The sequence below is a fragment of the Isoptericola sp. b408 genome (genome assembly GCF_030588085.1).
In the GTDB taxonomy this organism is placed as follows: Bacteria; Actinomycetota; Actinomycetes; order Actinomycetales; family Cellulomonadaceae; genus Isoptericola; species Isoptericola sediminis.
In genome coordinates this window covers 142319-157340 of record NZ_JAUQYQ010000003.1, presented here as the reverse complement: position 1 = coordinate 157340, position 15022 = coordinate 142319, and the positions used below count along the sequence as shown (strand labels likewise).

The 15022-nt window shown below is 72.9% G+C and carries 14 protein-coding genes; 7 read left to right on the top strand and 7 right to left on the bottom strand.

Translation table 11 applies throughout. From position 1 onward, the window contains the following. Positions 1-44 precede the first annotated feature (44 nt). From Q6347_RS09340 to Q6347_RS09320, 5 genes are all read right to left on the bottom strand, one after another. Positions 45-236: a dodecin family protein gene (locus tag Q6347_RS09340; protein WP_304603439.1), complete on the bottom strand. Its 192-nt coding sequence runs from the start codon at positions 234-236 to the stop codon at positions 45-47. Between the two features lie 314 nt (positions 237-550). After that, entirely contained in the window at positions 551-1636 is a 1086-nt protein-coding gene (ychF, locus tag Q6347_RS09335) for a redox-regulated ATPase YchF (RefSeq protein ID WP_171247846.1), read from the bottom strand. 117 nt (positions 1637-1753) lie between these two features. Next, positions 1754-2806: a GNAT family N-acetyltransferase gene (locus Q6347_RS09330; protein ID WP_304603438.1), complete on the bottom strand. Its 1053-nt coding sequence runs from the start codon at positions 2804-2806 to the stop codon at positions 1754-1756. Between the two features lie 48 nt (positions 2807-2854). Continuing rightward, on the bottom strand, positions 2855-4459 hold the full coding sequence (locus Q6347_RS09325) for a hypothetical protein (RefSeq protein ID WP_304603437.1): 1605 nt from the start codon (positions 4457-4459) through the stop codon (positions 2855-2857). Further along, positions 4429-5223 (bottom strand): ABC transporter ATP-binding protein, encoded by a 795-nt coding sequence (locus tag Q6347_RS09320; RefSeq protein ID WP_304607205.1) that lies wholly within the window; start codon positions 5221-5223, stop codon positions 4429-4431. Before Q6347_RS09320 ends, Q6347_RS09325 begins: the two co-directional genes overlap by 31 nt. Positions 5224-5304: 81 nt before the next feature. On the opposite strand from Q6347_RS09320, the gene Q6347_RS09315 reads away from it, so the two are divergent. Continuing rightward, positions 5305-6834, top strand: coding sequence for a DNA recombination protein RmuC (locus Q6347_RS09315; protein WP_304607204.1), 1530 nt, complete (start codon positions 5305-5307; stop codon positions 6832-6834). A 42-nt stretch (positions 6835-6876) separates the two neighbouring features. On the opposite strand, the gene Q6347_RS09310 is transcribed toward Q6347_RS09315, so the two are convergent. Continuing rightward, positions 6877-7881, bottom strand: coding sequence for a 4-hydroxy-3-methylbut-2-enyl diphosphate reductase (locus tag Q6347_RS09310; RefSeq protein ID WP_171247851.1), 1005 nt, complete (start codon positions 7879-7881; stop codon positions 6877-6879). A gap of 90 nt (positions 7882-7971) precedes the next feature. Between Q6347_RS09310 and xseA the strand changes: the two genes are divergently transcribed. Then, a complete protein-coding gene (gene xseA / locus Q6347_RS09305) occupies positions 7972-9258 on the top strand; it encodes an exodeoxyribonuclease VII large subunit (protein WP_369810843.1) in 1287 nt (428 codons plus the stop codon). Between the two features lie 42 nt (positions 9259-9300). Here xseA and Q6347_RS09300 read toward each other — a convergent pair whose 3' ends face one another. Next, positions 9301-10920: an ABC-F family ATP-binding cassette domain-containing protein gene (locus Q6347_RS09300; RefSeq protein ID WP_304603432.1), complete on the bottom strand. Its 1620-nt coding sequence runs from the start codon at positions 10918-10920 to the stop codon at positions 9301-9303. A 119-nt stretch (positions 10921-11039) separates the two neighbouring features. Here Q6347_RS09300 and Q6347_RS09295 point away from each other — a divergent pair, with 119 nt between their 5' ends. The 5 genes from Q6347_RS09295 to Q6347_RS09275 all read left to right on the top strand — a co-directional run. Further along, entirely contained in the window at positions 11040-11309 is a 270-nt protein-coding gene (locus tag Q6347_RS09295) for an exodeoxyribonuclease VII small subunit (protein ID WP_304603431.1), read from the top strand. After that, positions 11306-12229 carry a carbohydrate kinase gene (locus tag Q6347_RS09290; protein WP_304603430.1) on the top strand — a complete coding sequence of 308 codons (924 nt, stop codon included), beginning with the start codon at positions 11306-11308 and terminating at the stop codon, positions 12227-12229. The genes Q6347_RS09295 and Q6347_RS09290 overlap by 4 nt, the downstream gene beginning before the upstream one ends. Beyond that, on the top strand, positions 12226-12864 hold the full coding sequence (locus Q6347_RS09285) for a carbonic anhydrase (RefSeq protein ID WP_304603429.1): 639 nt from the start codon (positions 12226-12228) through the stop codon (positions 12862-12864). Before Q6347_RS09290 ends, Q6347_RS09285 begins: the two co-directional genes overlap by 4 nt. A gap of 54 nt (positions 12865-12918) precedes the next feature. Next, entirely contained in the window at positions 12919-14352 is a 1434-nt protein-coding gene (locus tag Q6347_RS09280) for an aspartate ammonia-lyase (protein ID WP_304607202.1), read from the top strand. 76 nt (positions 14353-14428) lie between these two features. Further along, positions 14429-15022 (top strand): hypothetical protein (locus tag Q6347_RS09275; RefSeq protein ID WP_304607201.1); only part of this gene is annotated, 594 nt, incomplete at its 3' end.

The following is a 15022-nucleotide window of genomic DNA, read 5'->3' as shown; positions in this document are numbered from 1 at the left end:
CGTCCGCGCGCGACACTCAGCGGCTCACGGATACCCGGCGCTGGCTACTCCGACTCGTACTTGAACGACAGCTGGAGCCGGGTCCGGTAGACCAGTTCCCCGCCATCACCCATGACGACGTCCTGCTGGGTCACCTCAGCCACCCTGATGTCACGCAGCGATCCCTTCGCGGTTCTGATGGCCTCTGCCGCAGCGTCCTCCCAGGAGGAGGAGCTCGTCCCGATCACGTCGATCACCCGGTACACGCTCATGACAACCTCTCACCATCAAGAGTTGAATCCGTCAAGGATTGTTGTTCCCTCGGACCTTTCCATGATGTCAGTCAGGTACCGCCCTGCACGCTGTGCGTGAGGACGCCGTCGCGGATGGCCACCGCGGCCGTGGACCGGCTGCTCCACCATGCCCACGTCATCCACACCGAGGAGCTCGTGCCGTTGCACCCTGCCAGCCCGGGCCAGGACACAAGGAAGGGGCCAGACCCGACGATCTGGCCCCTTCCGTGGGGTCGCACTGCCTGACCAGCCTCTCGGCCGATCGTGGCGTCAGCCCGTCACACGTTGAAGCGGAACTCCACGACGTCGCCGTCGCGCATGACGTAGTCCTTGCCCTCGACACGCGCCTTGCCCGCGGCCTTCACGGCGGCGACGGAACCGGCCTCGACGAGGTCCTCGAAGGAGATGACCTCGGCCTTGATGAAGCCGCGCTCGAAGTCGGTGTGGATGACGCCGGCGGCTTGCGGGGCGGTCCAGCCCTTGCGGATCGTCCACGCCCGGGCCTCCTTGGGCCCGGCGGTCAGGTACGTCTGCAGGCCCAGCGTGTCGAAGCCGACGTGGGCGAGCTGGTCCAGACCGGACTCCTCCTGGCCGGTCTCGGCAAGCATCTCCGCGGCCTCGTCCGGCTCGAGCTCGACGAGCTCGGCCTCGAACTTGGCGTCCAGGAAGATCGCCTCGGCCGGGGCGACGAGCTCGCGCATCTTGGCCTGCATGGCCTCGTCGGCCAGCCCGGCGTCGTCGGTGTTGAAGACGTAGATGAACGGCTTGGCCGTCATGAGCTGCAGCGGGGCCACCTCGGCGAGGTCGAGGCCGGCGGCGGCCGCACCCTGGAAGAGGGTGGTGCCCTCCTCGAGGATCTCCTGGGCCTTCTTCGCCGCGGCGTAGAGGACGGGGTCGCCCTTCTTGATCTTGACCTCCTTCTCCATGCGCGGCAGCGCCTTCTCGAGCGTCTGGAGGTCGGCCAGGATGAGCTCGGTGGAGATGGTCTCGATGTCGCCGGAGGCGTCGGTGGAGCCCTCGACGCGGATGACGTCACCGTCGTCGAAGGCGCGGGTCACCTGGCAGATCGCGTCGGCCTCGCGGATGTTGGCCAGGAACTGGTTGCCCAGGCCCTCGCCCTCGGAGGCGCCCTTGACGATGCCGGCGATGTCGACGAACGACACCGTGGCCGGCAGCACCCGGTCCGAGGAGAAGATCTCGGCCAGCTTGCCCAGCCGCTCGTCGGGCAGCGGGACCACCCCGACGTTGGGCTCGATCGTCGCGAACGGGTAGTTCGCCGCGAGCGCGGAGTTCCGGGTCAGTGCGTTGAAGAGCGTGGACTTGCCGACGTTGGGCAGGCCGACGATGCCGATAGTGAGTGCCACGTCGGCCCATCCTACGCGCCACGCGGGGCCCGTCCCCTGTGAGATCGACCCCTCGGGGCCGGGATCGACGGCGGGTCGATCCCGGTCCGGACGGGTCGATCCCCGGGGAGGACCGCGTCAGTCGACCGAGATGTCCCGGTGCCAGGACTCGGTGACGTACTTCGTGCGCCAGCCCAGCTTGGTGTACAGCGACTCGGCACCGGTGGGGCTGTCCGCGTCGACCTCCAGGCCGACCCGGTTGCGCCCGCGGGAGGCGGCGTCGGCGATCACCGCGTACAGCAGGGCGGTCGCGACTCCCCGGCCCCGCGCCTCGGCGAGCGCACCGATGTAGTCGACGTAGGTGCCCCGCACCCCGGAGTCGTCCGGCGCCAGCTCGGACCCCACCAGCGCGCCGGCGGGGAACTCCTCGGCCTCCGGGTCCTCCGGGACGTCGAGGCAGGCGAGCCACCAGTGGTCCCAGCGGTGCCCGGGGTCCTCGCGCAGCCGCTGCACGAACTCCGTGAAGTACTCCTGGTAGGAGTTGAAGTGGTCCGTGAACGCGGTCTCGAGCACCTGGTGGACGGCGTTGAGGTCCTCGGCGACGGGCATGCCGTTGTCGTGCTGGGCCACCCGCCGGATCGACACGCCGGGCTTCGGGTCCGGGAAGGCCCCTGGCTCGGCGTCGGCGGGCGTGACCGGACGCGACATCTGCCACCAGGTGCGCACGTGCCGGAACCCGGCGTCGGTGAGCCAGCCGCGCAACCGGTCGTCCCCGGCGAAGGCACCGGCGTCGAGCTGGGTGGTGGACTCGCCGCGGAGCTGGGCCATCTCTCGCCCGATCTGGGCGAGCTCGGCGTAGCACCAGGCCGCGAGCAGGTCCTGCGTGCCCTCGGGCAGCGAGCGGTCGATCTCGATGCCCAGCACGCTGCGGCCGGCCGCGCGGTCGTGGGCGTGGGCCCAGGCGCGGATCACGCCGTCGGGGTCCTTGATCGCCAGGTGGCGCCGCGTCCAGGAGGCGGCGCCGGCGATCTCGTTCTCGATCTGGGCGGTGTCGGCGGTGTCGGATCCGGTGTGCGGAGCGGCCTGCAGCGCCCGGAGCTCGCCCAGCCGGGGCACGTCGGCAAGGTCCGGAACCACCACCGTCCAGCCCTCGGGCAGCGTCACGGAAGGTCGGTCGTTCTCGGGATTCACGACACCCATTCTTCCAGGTCGACCCGACACGCCCGAGCGCGGGGGTCGTCAGGCGAAGTTCTTGACCTGCGACAACAGCTCGGGTAGACGCCGCTCGTACACGCGGGCGCCCCACCGCGCACCGACGACGACGGCGGCCCCGCCGGTGGCGACGCCGACGACGCCGGTGGCCCACCACCATGCTCCGGCCCCGGTGACGGCTGCCGCGACACCCGCTCCCACGGTCGGCAGGAGCAGGGCCACGATGACGGCGACCGCGGCCATCTGCGCCACCAGCGTCGCCACGGTCGCGCCCTGCGGCGTCCGGAAAGGGCTCTCGCCCGGTCTCGGTACGGGATAGACGAGGCGCGCCGAGGCCACGCTGGAGGTGCCCAGCGTGGCTCCGAGCACCCCGAGGCCGCCGCCGAGCAACGCGGGCAGCAGATCCCACCGCCCGGCGACCCCGGCACTCGTGACGGACAGCGCGGCCACGAGCGGGACACCGAGCGCCAGCACCGGCAGCATGCGCCCCCAGCGGTCGGCGCGGCCCGGCACACCGGTCGCCACGTGCAGCGCGAAGGCGGTGTTGTCGTAGCCGACGTCGTTCGACACCGCGAAGCCGAGGACGAACGCCACGACCGGGACCACGAGCACGAGCAGCCCGGCACCCGACCCGCTGGAGACTCCGACGACCACGAGGACCACCGGGAGCAGCGGGACGACCGCCAGCGACGTCGCGTACCGCGGGTCCCGCAGCCAGTAGGTGGCGCACCGCGCCGCGACGGCGCCCATGGGGGTCGCGGGCAGCCGGCCGAACCATCCGAGCCCCCGGGCCGTTCCCGCGGCGGCACCTCCGCGCGGGCTGACCAGCGCCCGGGCCAGCGCCCGGTCCCAGATCACGGCGAGCAGCGCCAGGGTCCCCGCCGCGACGGCCACCCGCGCGCCGGCGAGTCCCCACGCGCCGTCGTGCACCGCCGCCGGGATCGACCAGGGCGCCCCGAACGGCGTCCAGGCGAGGACGCGTGCCGCCGGCGCCAGGGCCGACGGCACGAGCTCGTCAGGACCGACCGTCACCTCGCCCCGTGCGGCGGTCCTCGACGACAGCCAGGCGAAGAAGGGACCGATCGCCAGCAGCGGGATCACCGCGACGACCATGAGGACCTCGCGGTAGCGCCGCGACTCCAGCAACGGCGCGCAGAGCGCCGTGGAGGCCCGCGCCCCGACGACGCACAGCCCGACCCCCAGGACGGCGCCCGCGAGCGCAGCGACCAGCGCGACCGGGTCGGAGGCCCAGGCGAAGGAGACCCCGAGGGCGGCGAGGGACGTGACCAGGGCCGGCACCGAGACGAGCGCGGCCGCGGCCAGCCCCGCGACGAGCTGCCGGCGCGGGATCGCGTAGGTCGTGAACCGGAGGGGGTCGAGCGTCGCGTCCAGCCCGTAGGCGAACAGCGGCACGACCCACCAGCCCAGCACGACGACGGAGCCCACCAGCGTCACGAACTGCCCGGTCAGCACCGGGTCGGCCCGGCCGCCCACGACCGCGGCGCCCACGCCGAGGAACACCAGAGACAGCCCGTACAGCGTCGCCACCACGAGCCCGATGGTGTGCCACACGCTGCGGCGCAGGGTGTTGCCGAGCAGGGTCAGCTTGAGTCGGACGAGGTGCGCAACCACTCCAGCCCCTCCGACTCCTTGCGGCCCCCGACCAGGTCGACGAACCGGTCCTCCAGGCTCTGCCCGGCGCGCACGGCGTCGACGGTGCCGGCGTCGAGCACGTGACCACCCGCGATGACCGCCACGTGCGTGCACGTGCGCTGCACGAGGTCCATGACATGGCTGGAGACGACCACGGTGCCGCCGTCGTCGGCGTAGCGCCGCAGGATGTCGCGGATGTTGGCCGCGCTGACCGGGTCGACGGCCTCGAACGGTTCGTCGAGCACCAGCACGCGCGGCGCGTGGATCATCGCGCCGGCCAGCGCGATCTTCTTGGTCATGCCCGCGGAGTAGTCGACCACGAGGGTGTCGCGGTCGGCGGCGAGGTCCATCGCCGCGAGCAGGTCCTCGCTGCGCCGGGCCACGGTGTCGCGGTCGAGGCCGCGCAGCAGCCCGGCGTAGGTCAGCAGCTGGGCGCCGGTGAGGCGGTCGAAGAGCCGCAGACCGTCCGGCAGCACCCCGAGCAGGGGTTTGGCCCGGTCCGGTTCGGCCCACAGGTCGACGCCGAGCACGTGCGCCGTCCCGAAGTCCGGTCGCAGGAGACCGGTGGCCATCGACAGCGCCGTCGTCTTGCCTGCGCCGTTGGGCCCGACGAGCCCGTAGAACGACCCGGCGGGCACTTCCAGGTCGATCCCGGCCACGGCGATCTTCTGGCCGAACCGCTTCCACAGGCCCCGCAGGCTGAGGGCCGCGGTGGTGTCGGGGGGCACGGCGGGATGCGTCACGGCCCCACCGTAGCCCTCCGTCGCACCTGCTCACGGTGGGTCGTCCTCGCGGTGTCGGTGGGCCGTGGCAGCCTGGCGTGCATGGAGACGACGACCGCTCTGCTGCTCGCACTCGGCACCCTCGCGGTGGGGGTGGTGCTCGGGTGGCTCTGGCACTCCTCGCGGGCCGTCGGACGGAACCGCTCCGAGGAGATCGAGACCGTCCGCCTGCACAGCGAGCTCGAGGGAGCGCGCCGCGAGATCGCCCACCTGCGCGAGCAGGTGGAGCTCGCGCGAGGCGACGGCGACCGTCGGGTGGCCGAGGCCGAGCAGCGCCACCAGCGCGAGGTGACCGCGGTGCGCGAGCAGGCCGAGCGCCAGGTGGCCGAGGTCAAGGGTGACCAGGAGCGCATGGCCCAGCAGTTCCGCTCGCTGGCCGGCGAGGCCCTGTCGTCCTCCAACCGTCAGTTCCTGGAGCTGGCCGAGCAGCGCCTCAAGCAGTCCACCGTCCGGCACGACGAGGCCCTCGCCCAGCGCGAGGAGGCCTTCAAGGCGCTCGTCGACCCGATCGGCCAGAGCCTGGAGAAGGTCCGCACGGAGGTGGCCGAGCAGGAGAAGCGGCGCATCGAGTTCGACTCCCGTCTCACCGAGAACATGCGCAGCCTCGCCGACGTCTCGGGCGAGCTGCGCAAGGGCACCAGCGACCTGGTGACCGCCCTGCGCTCCTCGCAGGAGCGCGGCGCCTGGGGCGAGCTGCAGCTCCAGCGTGTCGTCGAGGCCGCGGGCATGATCGAGCAGGTCGACTTCGACGTCCAGGTCCAGGCGACCAACGACGACGGCGAGACGTTGCGCCCCGACCTCGTCGTGAACCTGGCCGGCGGCAAGCACATCGTGGTCGACTCCAAGGTCGCGTTCCTCGGCTACCTGGAGGCCCAGCAGTCGGAGGACCCGGCGGTGCGCGACCAGCGCATGGCGGCGCACGTGCGGCACATGCGCAAGCACGTCGACGACCTGGCGTCCAAGCGGTACTGGGACCTGTTCGACAACGCCCCCGAGTTCGTCGTCATGTTCGTGCCGGCCGAGTCGTTCCTGTCGGCGGCGCTGGAGCGCGACCCCGCGCTCATGGAGGACGCCGCACGCAAGAACGTCATCCTGGCCAGCCCCGTGACGCTGCTGGCCCTGCTGCGCACCGTGGCCTACTCCTGGCGCCAGCAGGCCCTGGCCGACAACGCCCAGCGCGTGCTCAAGGTGGGCAAGGAGCTGCACTCCCGCCTGGTGACGATGACCGACCACGTCACGAAGATGGGCAAGTCCCTCGACGGCGCCACGAAGAACTACAACAAGATGATCGGCTCGCTGGAACGCAACGTGCTCACGTCCGCGCGCCGCATGGTCGAGCTCGACGTCGTCGACGCGCGGGACGAGATCGACGAGATGAAGGGCCTCGAGGAGACCACCCGCCCCATCACCAAGCCGGAGCTGCTCGCCGCCGAGGAGGGCGGCGTGGTCGGCATCGGCCAGGTGAGCATCGACGACGACCGCGACTCGGTCGAGGACCTCGTCGACACGGACCGCCGCGCGCTGCAGCGCGCACAGGCCGACACCCCCCGCGGCGAGTCCGCCGCCGGCTGAGCCCGGCAGGCGCGGCCGGGTCCCGGACCGGAGTGGCCGGGTTCAGGCGGGCTGGATCGGGAGCTGGCGCGCGTCGCGGGGCGGGCGCAGCTCGCGCGGCAGCGAGAACACCAGGTCCTCCGTCGCGGTGCGCACCTCCTCGGGCTCGCCGTAGCCGCGCTCGGCGAGCTGGCGCAGCACGTCGTCGACGAGGATCTCCGGCACCGAGGCACCCGAGGTCACGCCGACGGTGGTCACACCCTCGAACCAGGAGTCCTGGATCTCGGCGGCCCGGTCCACGCGGTAGGACGTGCGTGCCCCGGCGTCCAGCGCCACCTCGACCAGACGCACGGAGTTCGACGAGTTGGCCGACCCCACCACGATGACCAGGTCGCACTCCGGGGAGAGCTTCTTGACCGCCACCTGGCGGTTCTGGGTGGCGTAGCAGATGTCGTCGCTGGGCGGGTCGGCCAGGTTCGGGAACCGCTCGCGCAGGCGGCGCACCGTCTCCATCGTCTCGTCGACGGACAGCGTCGTCTGGGACAGCCACACCACGTTGTCGGGGTCCGGGACCTCGACGACGTCGGCCTCCTCGGGCGAGTTCACCACGATGGTGTGCTCCGGCGCCTCGCCGGCGGTGCCCTCGACCTCCTCGTGGCCGTCGTGGCCGATGAGCAGGATCGTCTTGTCCGCCTTGGCGAACCGCACCGCCTCCTTGTGCACCTTCGTCACCAGCGGGCAGGTGGCGTCGATGGTCTGCAGGTCGCGGGAGGCTGCGGACTCGCGCACGGCCGGGGAGACGCCGTGGGCGGAGAAGACCACGCGGGCCCCGCGCGGGACCTCGTCGGCCTCCTCGACGAAGATCGCACCCCGTTCGCGCAGCGTCTCGACGACGTGCTTGTTGTGCACGATCTCCTTGCGCACGTACACAGGGGCGCCGTAGTTCTCCAGCGCCTTCTCGACCGCGACCACGGCGCGGTCGACGCCGGCGCAGTAGCCGCGCGGCGCGGCGAGCAGGACGCGCTTGGTCGAGGTCGGGGGGACGGGGGCCGGTGCGGTCGCAGTCACGGTGACAGTGTAGGAGGCCCGTGTGGAGGGTCGGTGACGGCCGACGCCGCAGGACCTCCCACGTCAGGAGCGCTGTGGGTGGCGTGGGGCATGCTGGGGGCCGTGACCGACGCGACCGGACCCGACCGAACGGGCCACGACGTCCAGCCGCTGCCCGAGCGGGCCGCCGAGACGACCGCCGAGCGGCCCTGGCCCGTGCGCCTGTTGTCGAACAAGATCCGCGACTACGTGGCGCGCATGTCCCCGGTGTGGGTCGAGGGTCAGGTCGTCGAGCACACCTACCGGCGCGGGTCCGGGATGCAGTTCCTCACCCTGCGGGACACCGACGTCGAGGCGTCGTTGCCCGTCAACATGCTCACCCGGGCGTTCGACGGCCTCGACGCCAAGCCCCAGGTGGGCGACCACGTCGTGGTGCACGCCAAGCCGGAGTTCTGGATCAAGGCCGGGCGGATGTCCCTCCGAGCCGCCGCCGTGCGCCAGGTCGGCGTCGGCGAGCTGCTCGCCCGGATCGAGCAGCTGCGCCGGGTCCTGGCGGCCGAGGGGCTGTTCGACGTCGAGCGGAAGCGCCCGCTGCCGTTCCTGCCGTCCGTCGTCGGCCTGGTGTGCGGCCGGGAGTCCAAGGCCGAGCACGACGTCGTGGTCAACGCCCGCGCCCGCTGGCCGCAGGTCCGTTTCGAGATCCGCGAGGTGGCGGTCCAGGGCGTCAACGCGGTGACGGAGGTCGGCGACGCCCTCGCGGCGCTGGACGCCGACCCGAGCGTCGACGTGATCATCCTGGCGCGCGGCGGCGGGTCGGTCGAGGACCTGCTGCCGTTCAGCAACGAGGCCCTGGTCCGGCGTGTCGCGGCGTGCACGACGCCGCTGGTCAGCGCCATCGGGCACGAGACCGACACCCCCCTGGTCGACCTGGTGGCGGACCACCGGGCCTCGACCCCGACGGACGCCGCCAAGTGCGTGGTCCCCGACGTCGCCGAGGAGCGCGACCGCGTCGTCCAGGCACGTCAGCGCATGCGGGGCGCGGTGCGCGCCATGCTGCAGCGGGAGCAGCACGGTCTCGACGCCGTCCGCTCCCGGCCGGTCCTGGCCCGGCCGGAGTCGATGCTCGACGGTCGCGCGACCGAGGTCGCCGAGCACGTGCGGCACGCCCGTCACCTGCTGCGCGCGGCCCTGCTGACGGCGTCCGGCGACGTCGGCCGGCTCGCCGCACAGGTTCGCGCCCTCTCGCCGGCCTCCACGCTCGACCGCGGGTACGCCGTCGTGCAGCGTGCCGACGGTGCGGTGGTGCGTGCCGCGGACGAGGTCGCCGCCGGTGATCCCGTGCACGTCCGGCTCGCCGTGGGCGCGCTCGACGCCGAGGTCACCTCCACCTCGCCCTGACTCACCCACCTGCCCGCGTGGTCGTGGGCAACGCGTGCGGGGTCAGCGGACGCGTTCGACGCGGTCCTCGTCCCAGACCGGCTCGAGGGTCTCGCGCACCCGGCCGTCCGCGCCGAACACGAGGAACCGGTCGAAGCCGCGGGCGAACCAGCGGTCGTGCGTGACCGCAAGGACCGTGCCCTCGAACGCCTCCAGCCCCTCCTGCAGCGCGTCCGCGCTGGCGAGGTCGAGATTGTCGGTCGGCTCGTCGAGCAGCAGCGCGGTGCAGCCGCCCAGCTCGAGCTGCAGGATCTGGAAGCGCGCCTGCTGCCCGCCGGACAACCGGTCGAACGGACGGTCCGCGGCACCGTGGAGCTCGTAGCGCCGCAGCGCCGACATGGCCGCGCCGCGGTCCTGCGCGTGGTCGGCCCACAGCACGTCCACCAGCGTGCGGCCCGCGAGCTCCGGGTGGGCGTGCGTCTGCGCGAAGTGCCCGGGGACCACGCGCGCGCCGAGCCGCCACTCCCCCGTGTGCGCGACGTCGGCGCCGGCCAGGAGCCGTAGGAAGTGCGACTTCCCGGACCCGTTGGACCCCAGCACCGCGACCCGCTCGCCGTAGAAGACCTCGAGGTCGAACGGCTGCATCAGGCCGGTGAGCCCGAGCGCCTCGCAGGTGACGGCCCGGGTCCCCGTCCGGCCGCCACGCAGCCGCATCCGGACCTCCTGCTCCCGGGGCGGCTCGGGCGGCGGGCCGGCCTCGGTGAACTTGCGCAGGCGCGTCTGGGCCGCCCGGTAGCGAGAGGCCATGTCCGGGCTGTTCGCGGCCGCCTGCCGCAGCGTGAGCACGAGCTTGGTGAGCTGCGCGTGTTTCTCGTCCCACCGCCGCCGCAGCTCCTCGAACCGGGCGAACCGCTCGCGGCGCGCGGCGTGGAACGTCGCGAACCCACCCCCGTGGACCCACGCCTCGGAGCCGTCCGCGCCGGGTTCGAGGGCCACGATGCGGTCGGCGACCCCGGCCAGCAGCTCCCGGTCGTGGGAGACCAGCAGCACCGTCTTGCGGGTCGCCCGCAGCTGGTCCTCCAGCCACCGCTTGCCGGGGACGTCCAGGTAGTTGTCCGGCTCGTCGAGCAGCAGCACCTCGTCCGGCCCGCGCAGCAGCGCCTCGAGGACGAGCCGCTTCTGCTCGCCGCCGGACAACGTGCGCACCTCCCGCCACTGCGCCCGCTCGAACGGGATCCCGAGGGCCGCCGTGGTGCACACGTCCCACAGCGTCTCGGCCTCGTAGCCCCGCACCTCCGCCCAGTCGGCGAGCGCCTGGGCGTAGCGCATCTGCGCCGCCTCGTCGTCGACGGCGAGCAGCTCGTCCTCCGCGGTCTCCACCGCGCGGGCGGCCTGCCGGATCCGTTCCGGTGCGACGGACGCCAGGAGCTGGCGCACGGTCGTGGTGTCCCGCACCGAGCCGACGAACTGGGCCATCACCCCGAGCCCGCCGCTGACGGTCACCGTGCCGCCGTCGGGGCGGGTGGCGCCGGTCAGGATGCGCAGCAAAGTGGTCTTGCCGGCCCCGTTCGGGCCGACCAGCGCGGTCGTGCTGCCCTCCCCGACGCGGAAGGACACGTCGTCGAGCAGCGCACGTCCGTCGGGCAGCACGTGGTCCACGTGCGCCACCTCCAGATGACCCATGTCCGGATCGTCCGTCGCCGGGGCCCGTCACGGCAACCGGATTTCGGTGCCGGCAGACCGGCCATCCGCTCCCCGGACCCGCCGGGCGCGATGTCGGGGACGTGCGGTTGACTGTCCTCGTGACCGACGCAGATCCCACCCACGGACCGACCGACGCCCCCGACGTCGGCACCCTGTCGTACGAGCAGGCGCGGGACGAGCTCGTCCGGGTCGTCACCCGGCTGGAAGCCGGCGGCGAACCGCTCGAGACGTCGCTCGCCCTGTGGGAGCGCGGGGAGGCGCTGGCCGCCCGCTGCCAGGAGTGGCTCGACGGGGCGCGCGAGCGGCTCGCCGCCGCGCAGTCCGCCACGAGCGCCGAGGCCGCGTCGTCGGACGGTGAGGGCCGATGACGTCGCACGTGCTCGCCGTCGGCGAGGCGCTGGTCGACGTCGTCGAGCGGCCGGACGGGACGCGCACCGAGCACCCCGGCGGTTCGCTGGCCAACGTCGCGCTCACGCTCGGACGACTCGGCCGCGACGCCCGCCTGGCCACCTGGATCGGTCGGGACGACCGGGGCGAGACGGTCCGGTCCTGGCTCGCCGCCTCGGGCGTCACGGTGACGCCGGGCAGCGACGCCGCGACACGGACCTCGGTGGCCCGGGCCACGCTGGACGCCGCCGGGACGGCGACCTACGACTTCGACCTCGAGTGGCGGGTACCGGCCGGGACGCGGGCCGACGCCGGGACGCTGGCCGTGCACACCGGCTCGATCGGCGCGGTGCTGGAACCCGGTGCCGCGGACGTGCGGGCCGTCGTCGAGGCCGCGCGCGCGACGTCGACCATCACCTACGACCCGAACGCCCGGCCCGTGCTCATGGGCGACGCGGCCTCGGCGCGGGAACGGGTCGAGTCGTTCGTGCGGCTGGCCGACGTCGTCAAGGTCAGCGACGAGGACCTCGCGTGGCTGGCACCCGAGACCGCCCCGCTGGACGTCGCGCGCGGCTGGGTGCACGAGCTCGGGGCGGCCCTCGTCGTGGTCACCTTCGGCGGGGAGGGCTCCACGGCCGTCACCGCGACGGGCGAGGTGCACGTGCCGTCCCGGCCGGTCCAGGTCGTGGACACGGTCGGCGCCGGGGACTCGTTCATGGGGGCCCTGCTCGACGGCCTGTGGTCGGCCGACCTGCTCGGGGCCGACCGCCGTGAGGCGCTGGCTACGATCGACCACGCCACGGTCGAGCGGCTGCTCTCGCGCTGCGCCGCCGTGGCGGCCGTGACCGTGTCACGTGCGGGGGCGAACCCGCCGTGGATCGACGACCTGGAGGATGCATGACCCCCAAGGAAGCCTGGGCCTCGCTGCGTGCCGGCAACGAGCGCTTCGTCCACGACCAGCCGGCCGAGAGGTCGCCGATGTCCGTCCGGCGCGCCGAGCTCACCGCCGCCCAGCACCCGCACACGGTGGTCTTCGGGTGCTCCGACTCGCGCGTGGCGGCGGAGTTCGTCTTCGACCAGGGCCTCGGCGACGTGTTCGTGGTGCGCACGGCGGGACACGTCGTGGACACCACGGTGCTGGGCTCGATCGAGTACGGCGTCGAGGTGCTCGGTGCCCCGCTGATCGTGGTCCTCGGCCACGACTCGTGCGGGGCCGTCGGCGCCACGGCGCACACCCTGCGCACGGGTGAGCACCCGCCGGGGTTCGTCCGCTCGGTGGTCGACAAGGTGATCCCCTCGATCGCCGAGCTGACCGGCCCGGCCGACCAGGAGGAGGACGAGCGGGTGCTGGCCGACCGCCTGCGGACCGCCCACGTGCGGCACACGGTCGAGACCCTGCGGGGCTACTCGCGGGCGCTCGACGCCGCCGTGAACGAGGGGCGTGTGGCGATCGTGGGCGTCGAGTACGACCTCGCCGAGGGCTCGGCGCGGCTCATCGAGGTCGCCGGCGACGTGGGCGAGGAGCCGCTGCGCTGAGCGCGTGACACCTCTCACGCACGGCGGCGGTGCCGGGTGCGGCACCATAGACGCATGACTTCCGACACCGCCGCCGGTAGCGCCGACGCGCCCGCGACCGAGTACCGCATCGAGCACGACACGATGGGCGAGGTGCGCGTGCCCGCCCACGCCCTCTACCGCGCCCAGACCCAGCGCGCCGTGGAGAACTTCCCGATCTCCGGCACGCCGCTGGAGCGCAGTCACATCGAGGCGCTCGCCCGGGTCAAGAAGGCCGCCGCCCTGACCAACGCCGAGCTGGGGGTGCTCGACCGCGACGTGGCGGACGCCATCGCCGCCGCGGCCGACCAGGTCGCCTCGGGCGAGCTCGACGAGCACTTCCCGGTGGACGTCTTCCAGACGGGGTCGGGCACCTCGTCGAACATGAACACCAACGAGGTGCTCGCGACGCTGGCGACCCGTTCGCTGGGCCGAGACGTGCACCCGAACGACCACGTCAACGCCTCGCAGTCCTCGAACGACGTGTTCCCCACCTCGGTGCACGTGGCCGCCACGGCCGGCGTCGTCCGCGACCTGATCCCCGCGCTGCAGCACCTCGCCGACGCGCTGGGTGCGAAGGCCGAGGAGTACGCCGGGGTCGTGAAGTCGGGCCGCACGCACCTGATGGACGCCACGCCCGTCACGCTCGGCCAGGAGTTCGGCGGGTACGCCGCCGCGATCCGCTACGGCATCGAGCGGGTCGAGGCCGCGCTCCCCCGCGCCGCGGAGGTCCCCCTAGGCGGCACCGCCGTCGGCACCGGCATCAACACCCCGGCCGGGTTCCCGCAGCGCGTCATCGAGCTGCTGCGCGAGGACACGGGCCTGCCCCTGACCGAGGCGCGCGACCACTTCGAGGCGCAGTCGGCCCGCGACGGCCTGGTCGAGCTCTCCGGGGCGCTGCGCACCATCGCCGTGTCGGTGACCAAGATCTGCAACGACCTGCGCTGGATGGGGTCCGGCCCGAACACCGGGCTCGGCGAGATCGCCATCCCGGACCTGCAGCCGGGCAGCTCGATCATGCCGGGCAAGGTCAACCCGGTCATCCCCGAGGCCGTGCTCATGGTCGCGGCGCGCGTGGTCGGCAACGACGCGACGGTCGCGTGGGCGGGGGCGACGGGATCGTTCGAGCTCAACGTGCAGATCCCGGTCATCGCCCAGGGCGTGCTCGAGTCGATCCGCCTGCTGTCCAACGCCTCGCGCGTGCTCGCGGACAAGACGGTGACCGGTCTGACGGCCAACGTGGACAAGGCGCGCGCCTTCGCCGAGTCCTCCCCGTCGATCGTCACGCCGCTGAACCGCGTCATCGGCTACGAGGCCGCCGCGAAGGTCGCCAAGAAGGCCGTGGCCGAGGGCATCACGGTCCGCGAGGCCGTGGTGGCGCTCGGGTTCGTCGAGCGCGGCGAGGTCACCGAGGCCCAGCTCGACGAGGCCCTCGACGTGCTGTCGATGACGCGTCCCGCCCAGGGGTGAATACCCTGCCGTCCGCCGGCCCCCGAGATCTACACTCCGAGAAGATCGCAGGAGTACGGACACGGGGGTTCGGATCATGGTCAGCATCAGCATCAGACGGATCGGCGCGGTCGCCGCGGCGGCGATCGGACTCTCGATCGCCGCTGCGGCACCGGTCACGGCGGACGAGCACCTCGACGACTCCTCCGATCCCCGCGCGACGGTCCTCCCGGGCAACGTCAACTCCTGCGCCGAGGCGGGGTTCCCCGATGCGATGGAGCTCACCGGGGAGACGAGCGGCAACAGCGACGGGAACATCTCCGCGACGGTGGACACCTACTCCGGCGACGTCGACGCGTACCAGGGCAAGACCGCCGTCAACGTCGAGATCACCGAGGACGGCGAGGACGCCGGCGTCGTGATCCTCGCGGTGGTGGTCAAGGGCAGCAACGACGCCAACCTGTACCAGGCCCCGTACCTCCCGCCGGACGAGCCGTCCCCGCAGAACTACATCTCGCCGCTCACCGACGGTGGTCAGCTCGCGGACGTCAGCAACTGGACCGTCTGCTACGTCTTCGAGGAGGAGGAGACGGGCTCGCTGACGGTCGACAAGGTCGTCGAGGCCTCCGAGCACGCCGTCGAGGTCACCGACCCCTTCGAGATCACCGCCACCTGCACCCTCGACGAGGAC

Coding starts and splice junctions, on each gene's coding strand:
- Q6347_RS09315 (WP_304607204.1), top strand. CDS start 5,305: ATGGAGACGACGACCGCTCTGCTGCTCGCACTCGGCACCCTCGCGGTG.
- xseA (WP_369810843.1), top strand. CDS start 7,972: ATGCTGGGGGCCGTGACCGACGCGACCGGACCCGACCGAACGGGCCAC.
- Q6347_RS09300 (WP_304603432.1), bottom strand. CDS start 10,920: ATGGGTCATCTGGAGGTGGCGCACGTGGACCACGTGCTGCCCGACGGA.
- Q6347_RS09290 (WP_304603430.1), top strand. CDS start 11,306: ATGACGTCGCACGTGCTCGCCGTCGGCGAGGCGCTGGTCGACGTCGTC.
- Q6347_RS09285 (WP_304603429.1), top strand. CDS start 12,226: ATGACCCCCAAGGAAGCCTGGGCCTCGCTGCGTGCCGGCAACGAGCGC.
- Q6347_RS09280 (WP_304607202.1), top strand. CDS start 12,919: ATGACTTCCGACACCGCCGCCGGTAGCGCCGACGCGCCCGCGACCGAG.